Annotated in this window: 5 protein-coding genes and 1 pseudogene; 4 read left to right on the top strand and 2 right to left on the bottom strand. The window is 68.3% G+C overall.

The genetic code is table 11. From position 1 onward, the window contains the following. The first annotated feature begins 209 nt into the window (after window positions 1-209). The 3 genes from ADK57_RS09745 to ADK57_RS09755 all read left to right on the top strand — a co-directional run bounded on the left by ADK57_RS09745 (window position 210) and on the right by ADK57_RS09755 (window position 4,574). Window positions 210-911, top strand: a complete 702-nt coding sequence (locus ADK57_RS09745; RefSeq protein ID WP_053748980.1) for an HAD family hydrolase — start codon at window positions 210-212, stop codon at window positions 909-911. 409 nt (window positions 912-1,320) lie between these two features. Next, the gene (locus ADK57_RS09750) at window positions 1,321-2,925 is read left to right on the top strand and encodes an ABC transporter substrate-binding protein (RefSeq protein WP_053748981.1); all 1,605 of its coding nucleotides are present in this window, start codon (window positions 1,321-1,323) and stop codon (window positions 2,923-2,925) included. A gap of 68 nt (window positions 2,926-2,993) precedes the next feature. After that, entirely contained in the window at window positions 2,994-4,574 is a 1,581-nt protein-coding gene (locus ADK57_RS09755) for an ABC transporter substrate-binding protein (protein WP_053748982.1), read from the top strand. 70 nt (window positions 4,575-4,644) lie between these two features. Here ADK57_RS09755 and ADK57_RS09760 read toward each other — a convergent pair whose 3' ends face one another. Together ADK57_RS09760 and ADK57_RS09765 are read right to left on the bottom strand one after the other, a co-directional pair. Further along, a complete protein-coding gene (locus tag ADK57_RS09760) occupies window positions 4,645-5,316 on the bottom strand; it encodes a response regulator (RefSeq protein ID WP_053748983.1) in 672 nt (223 codons plus the stop codon). A gap of 14 nt (window positions 5,317-5,330) precedes the next feature. After that, window positions 5,331-6,329, bottom strand: a complete 999-nt coding sequence (locus ADK57_RS09765) for a RecB family exonuclease (protein ID WP_053748984.1) — start codon at window positions 6,327-6,329, stop codon at window positions 5,331-5,333. Window positions 6,330-6,504: 175 nt separating this feature from the next. Here ADK57_RS09765 and ADK57_RS09770 point away from each other — a divergent pair. Beyond that, window positions 6,505-7,019: pseudogene (locus ADK57_RS09770) on the top strand (hypothetical protein); the annotation flags it as partial.

A 7,019-nucleotide genomic window follows, 5' to 3' on the forward strand; every position in this document is an offset into this window, starting at 1 on the left:
GCGTCCACCTCTCCGAGGAATTCCAGCTCCACCCCGAACAGTCCACCGACGCCATCGTCATCCACCACCCCGAAGCCAAATACTTCAACGCACGCTGAGACACGTCTCACCGAGCGCGCTGATCGGATAAGTCGTACACTGGTCGGTCCACCGCAGGCCGGTTCCCCATGGGGAACCGGCCTGATCGTCCCTCAAGGAGGTGCGCCCGGATGACCAGTACGGTCCCTGCGCCAGACACTCGTACGGCCGAAGGCTCAGCACTGCAGGCCGTGCTCCTCGACATGGACGGAACCCTGGTGGACACCGAGGGCTTCTGGTGGGACGTCGAGGTCGAGATCTTCGCCGGCCTCGGCCACGCCCTCGACGACTCCTGGCGCCATGTCGTGGTCGGCGGCCCCATGACCCGCAGCGCGGGGTTCCTGATCGAGGCCACCGGCGCCGACATCGGCCTCGCGGAGCTCACCGTGCTGCTGAACCAGGGCTTCGAGGACCGTATCGACCGTGCCCTGCCGCTGATGCCGGGAGCGACCCGGCTGCTGGCCGAACTGGCCGCGCACGAGATCCCCACGGCCCTGGTCTCGGCCTCGCACCGGCGCATCATCGACCGGGTCCTCACCTCGCTGGGCCCCCAGTACTTCGCCCTGACGGTCGCCGGTGACGAGGTGGGGCGCACCAAGCCGCACCCCGATCCGTATCTGTTCGCCGCCGCCGGCCTCGGCGCGGATCCGGCCAGATGCGCGGTGGTCGAGGACACCTCGACCGGCGTCGCGGCGGCGGAGGCCGCGGGCTGCCATGTGGTGGCGGTGCCTTCCGTGGCGCCCATCGCCCCGGCCGCCCGGCGCACCGTCGTGACCTCGCTCGAACAGGTGGACCTGGCATTTCTGCGCGGCCTGATGACGGAAATGCGCTAGGCGTTCACCCAGCGTGCGGTGTCGATAGGGCGTTAATTCCCGGAGAGGAATTGGACCGTTGCGGATGGCTGAATTCCGGCATCGCAGCAGACCGTCAGGAATGTGACGTTCCCCACTCACCCAGGGGTCGACAGGGGGCGGGGTGCATGGTCTCCGCGCCCTGTCGAGGGGTTGAGGCGTGCCCTTGTGTCCTGATTCATGAAACCCTGCACTAATCCTTCCGGCCTCGGGTTTTCGGTGTGTCCGCAGCCGGTTTCGCTGTGTGATGGCGCCTCAACTCCGGTGGCTGCGAACTCTCCTGCAGGCGCGGACTAATCTCATAACGAGAACATCGCCCTTACCCCGTGACCCGCCGCGACACCCATGCATGCCGGGTACACGGACTTGACAGCTCTGGAGAAACTCGAGCATGAACCGCAAGACTTTGGTGCTGCCGGCCGTGATCGGCCTGCTCGCGCCGGTGCTCGCTGCCTGCGGCGGGTCCGACAGCGGGAGCGACAGCGACGGCTCGATCGTCGTCGGCACCACGGACCGGTTCACCGCCTCGAAGGACGCCCCCGCACCCCTCGACCCGGCGTACGCCTACGACGTCGGCTCCTGGAACATCCTGCGCCAGACCGTGCAGACCCTGATGATCCAGCCCAAGGGTGAGGGCGACCCCGTACCGGAGGCCGCTCAGAGTTGCGACTTCACCGACTCCGGCAACGAGCGCTACGCCTGCAAGCTCCGCGACGGTCTGAAGTTCGCCAACGGCGACGCCATCACCGCCGAGGACGTGAAGTTCTCGATCGACCGCGCCCGCGCCCTCAAGGCCGACAGTGGTGTGTTCGCCCTGCTGTCCACCATCGACACCGTCGAGACGCAGGGTGACAACGAAGTCATCTTCCATCTCAAGACCGCCGACGCCACCTTCCCGTTCAAGCTGTCGACCCCCGTCGCCGGCATCGTCGACCCCGACGACTACGAGAAGGACAAGCTGCGCGACGGCTTCGACGTGGACGGCTCGGGCCCGTACACCATGAGCGCCGAGGTCAAGAACGACGAGCTCGTCGACGCCGTGTTCACCAAGAACCCCAATTACAAGGGGACGTTGAAGGTGAACAACGACAAGATCAGTTTGCGCTCCTTCGAGGACGCCGACGCCATGGGCGCCGCGCTCGACAAGGGCGACATCAACGTGATGACCCGCACCATGTCGCCGGAGCAGATCGACAAGCTCACCAACGCCACGAACAGCGACATCGACATCGTGGAGACGGCCGGCCTGGAGATTCGCTACCTGGGCTTCGACACCAACGCTCCGACGGTGAAGTCCAAGGCGGTCCGTCAGGCGATGGCCCAGCTCATCAACCGCAGCGAACTCGTCTCCAAGGTCTACGGCTCCCAGGCCGAGCCGCTGTTCTCGATGGTCCCGGCCAGCATCACCGGTCACTCCAACGCGTTCTTCAACAAGTACGGCGACCCGAGCGTCACCAAGGCCAAGGCCATGCTGAGCCAGGCCAACATCACCACCCCGGTGAAGCTGACGCTGCACTACACGACCGACCACTACGGCCCGGCCACCAAGCAGGAGTTCGAGGTGCTGCAGAAGCAGCTCAACGACAGCGGCCTGTTCGACGTCAGCATCGAGGGCGCCCCCTGGTCGACCTTCCGCTCCGCCGAGCAGAAGGGCGACTACGACGTCTACGGCATGGGCTGGTTCCCGGACTTCCCGGACGCCGACAACTACCTCGCGCCGTTCCTGGACAAGGACAACACCATCGGCTCGCCCTACGTGAACAGCGAGATCCGCAACACCCTGATCCCCGAGTCCCGCCGCGAGGCGGACCGGATCTCCGCGGCCACCAGCCTGACGGACATTCAGGACATCGTTGCAGCCGACGTTCCCGTACTGCCGCTGTGGCAGGGCAAGCAGTACGTGGCCGCCCGTGACGACGTCACGGGAACCGCGTACGCACTCAACTCCTCCTCGACGCTTCAGCTGTGGGAGCTCGGCCGTGGTGTGAGCGGCTGACATCTCCCGTGCCCGGGGCCCGGGAGGGTGGCCCCGGGGTCCCGAAATCGACGACAAGGCACCCGCAAGTGAACATGCGTAACCAGTGGCCGGTCCTGCCCATCGTGGCGGGACTGGCCTCCGGCCTGTTGACCGGCTGTGGAACGGAGTCCGGCGACTCCGGGGGCAGCGGCTCCCCGGTGGTGATGGGAATGTCCGACGACATCCTGGCCACCGACCCCGCCTCCGGCTACGACCCAGGGTCCTGGCTGTTGTTCAACAACGTCTTCCAGTCGCTGCTGAGCTTCCCCAAGGGAGCCACGGAACCGCAGCCGGAGGCCGCCGAGGAGTGCTCCTTCACGGACACACAGACCCAGGTCTACAAGTGCAAGCTGAAGGACGGCCTCAAGTTCAGCAACGGTGACTCGCTCACCTCGGAGGACGTCAAGTTCTCCTTCGACCGCATGCTGAAGATCAACGACGACGCCGGTCCCGCGATCATGTTCCCCATGCTGGAGAAGGTCCAGACGCCGGACGAGAAGACGGTGGTCTTCCACCTCAACACGCCCGACGCCACCTTCCCCAGCAAGATCGCCTCGGGTGCCGGCTCCATCGTCGACCACACCCAGTACGACGCCGACGGGCTGCGCAAGGACGGGGACGCGGTCGGTTCCGGCCCGTACAGGCTGGACTCCTTCGGCAAGGACGAGGCCGTCTTCTCGGTCAACGAGAACTACAAGGGCACCGCCGACGTGCAGAACACCGGCGTGACGCTGAAGCTCTTCCACGGCGACCAGTCCGCACTGAAGAAGGCCCTGCTCGACAACGAGGTCGACATCGCCTACCGAGGCCTGTCCGCGAGCGACATAGCCGACATCGAGCAGGCCGACGACAGCTCAGGCGTCGAGGTCGTCGAGGGCAGCAGCGCCGAGGTCCAGCACCTGGTCTTCAACATGGACGACCCGGTCGCCGGACAGCTCGGCGTCCGCAAGGCCATCGCCCACCTGCTCGACCGCGACGCCCTCATCAAGGACGTCTACCAGGGCACGGCCACCCCGCTGTACTCGATCATCCCGGCAGGCATCTCCGGCCACAACACGGCCTACTTCGACACCTACGGCGCCCGCCCCTCCAAGGCCAAGGCCGCCGCCGACCTCCAGGCCGACGGCATCACCGGCAAGGTGAAGCTGACCCTCTGGTCGACCCCGTCCCGCTACGGCCCGGCCACCGACGACGAGCTGAAGGCGATCGCCGCACAGCTCAACGCCAGCGGCCTGTTCGACGCCGACGTGCAGTCCGTGGCCTTCGACCAGTACGAGCAGGACATCGCCGACGGCAAGTACGGCGTCTACGTCAAGGGCTGGGTGCCCGACTACCCGGACGCCGACAACTTCACGGCCCCCTTCTTCGGCAAGGGCAACGTGCTGAGCAACAACTACGCCAACACCACGATCACCGGCTCTCTCATCCCGCAGACCGCCGCCCAGAGCGACCGCGGTGCGACGGACGACTCCTACGGCAAGCTCCAGAAGATCGTCGCCGACGAACTCCCGGTCCTGCCGGTCTGGCAGGCCAAGCAGTACGCCGTCACCCGCGATGACGTCTACGGCCTGGAGTACTGCCTCGACGCCTCGACCGTGTTCCGGTTCTGGGAGCTCAGCAAGGGCTGAGCGATGCCCCGCGAACGCCGAGGGCGCCCCCGCCTCACAAGCGGGGGCGCCCTCGGCGTCGTACGACTGCTTACTGGGCGCCGGGTCGCACCAGCCCGCTCTCGTACGCGTACACCGCCGCCTGCACCCGGTCGCGCAGCCCCAGCTTGGTCAGGACGTGACCGACGTGCGTCTTGACGGTGGTCTCGCTGACGAAGAGGTCTGCGGCGATCTCCGCGTTGGACAGGCCGCGCGCCACCAGCTTCAGCACCTCCACCTCGCGCTCGGTGAGGGTGTGCAGGGTGTCCGGCACCGGTTCCTCGCCGGACGGCAGATGCGTGGCGTACTTGTCGAGGAGCCGGCGCGTGATGCTCGGCGCGAGCATCGCCTCGCCTCCGGCCACCACCCGGATCGCCTGGACCAGCTCGTTGGCCGGAGCGTCCTTGAGCAGGAATCCGCTGGCTCCCGCGCGCAGCGCCTCCACCACGTACTCGTCGAGGTCGAACGTGGTCAGCACCAGCACCTTGGCCGGGCCGTCCCGACCGGGCCCGGTGATCTGCCGGGTCGCCTCCACACCGTCCATCCGCGGCATACGGATGTCCATCAGAACCACGTCGGGCTGCAGTGCCCGCACCTGGTCGAGAGCCTGGAGGCCGTCTCCGGCCTCGCCGACGACCGCGATGTCCTGCTCGGCCTCCAGGATCATCCGGAAGCCGGTACGCAGTAGCGGCTGGTCGTCGACCAGTAGGACGCGGATGGCCACGTAAGTCTCCTTCGCTAGTCCGGCCCCATTCTGCCCTGCACCGTGTCCCCGGACTCCGGCGCCCTCACCGGCAGCGGGTACGGCGGGGGAGTGCCGCCGAACTCCGGGCAGTGGGCCTGGTGGTCGCACCAGCCGCACAGCTTGGTGGGGCGGGGCCGCCAGTCGCCCGACTCCGTGGCCTCGCGGATCGCCTCCCACAACGCGTGCAGCTTGCGCTCGACGCGCTCCAGGTCGGCGAGGACCGGGTCGTACGTCAGGACGTCACCACTGCCGAGGTAGACCAGCTGGAGCCGACGTGGGATCACGTTCTTCAGCCGCCACACCACCAGGGCGTAGAACTTCATCTGGAACAGGGCGCCCTCGGCGTACTCCGGACGGGGCGCCTTGCCCGTCTTGTAGTCGACGATGCGCACCTCACCGGTGGGCGCCACGTCGACCCGGTCGATGATCCCGCGCAGCTTCAGCCCGGAGTCGAGCCGGGCCTCGATGAACAGCTCACGGTCGGCGGGCTCGAGCCGGGTCGGGTCCTCCAGCGTGAACCAGCGCTCCACCAGCCGCTCCGCCTCGCCGAGCCAGCGCGCCAGCCGCTCGCCCTCCGGGTCGTCGGCGAACAGCTCGACGACCTCGGGCCGGGTCTCCCTGAGCCGGTCCCACTGGCCCGGGATGAGCGACTTGGCACGGGGAGCGGTCCGCTCGGCGGCCGGGGCGTCGAAGAGCCGCTCCAGGACCGCGTGCACCAGCGTGCCCCTGGTCGCCGCCTCGCTCGGCTTCTCGGGCAGCCGGTCGATCACCCGGAACCGATACAGCAGCGGGCACTGCATGAAGTCACTGGCACGCGAGGGGGACAGGGAGGCCGGCGCCATGGCCGTGGACTCCGCTATGACCGTCGTGGCCGCGGTGTGCCCTGCCGTTGTTGCCGTTGTTGCCGCTGTCGACTCGGCCGTGACCGGCTGCTCCACCTCTGCGGTGTCACCGCCGGTGGCCTCCATGACGCCCTCGGTGCTCGTCTCCATGACCACAGACCATACGGCCCGCCACTGACAGTGACCCAGTCGCGCTCGCGGCCGGTGCGACGACGGAGGAAACACGGGGGGTGCCGGGGCGGAACGCGTCGCGACGGCCGCATACCATCGACCCGAGACCCTCCCGACCGGCAGGCGCGGGAGACGCTTCGAACGAGGGGACACCGTGGACGAGAGCGGCGGCAGCGGGCAGCCGCGGCCCGGCAGCGACGAGTCGGCCGAGCACCGCGCAGCACCTGCGACCCCGACCCCCGACCCCGCCCACCCCGACGAGGCCACGGCGACCGACGAACCGACCATGGTCGTACGGCGGTTCGATCTTCCCCCCGGCGACGACAGCACCGGGGGCGACGCCACGGGGCGCGGAGGCACGGGCCCCGAAAGCCAGGGCACGGGCCACGAGGGCAAGGCCCTCGAAGACCACGGCCCGGAAGCAGCCGCTCGCCAAGCGCACGGTCCCGAAGCGCAGGGCTCCGGAAACCAGGATTCCGGAAACCAGGACTCCGCAGAACTCGGCTCCGAAGCCGAGGCGCCCGCGGCCCAGGGCTCCGGAATCAACGGCTCCGCAGGCAACGGGCAGGACGCACAGGCCCCCGAGGCCCAGGTCCCGGCCGGCCACGCTCAGGGCCCCGAGGCTCAAGCCCCCGCCGGCCAGAGGCAAGACGTGGGAACCCCCGCCCG

This window comes from Streptomyces sp. MMG1533, assembly GCF_001279775.1.
In the GTDB taxonomy this organism is placed as follows: domain Bacteria; phylum Actinomycetota; class Actinomycetes; order Streptomycetales; family Streptomycetaceae; genus Streptomyces.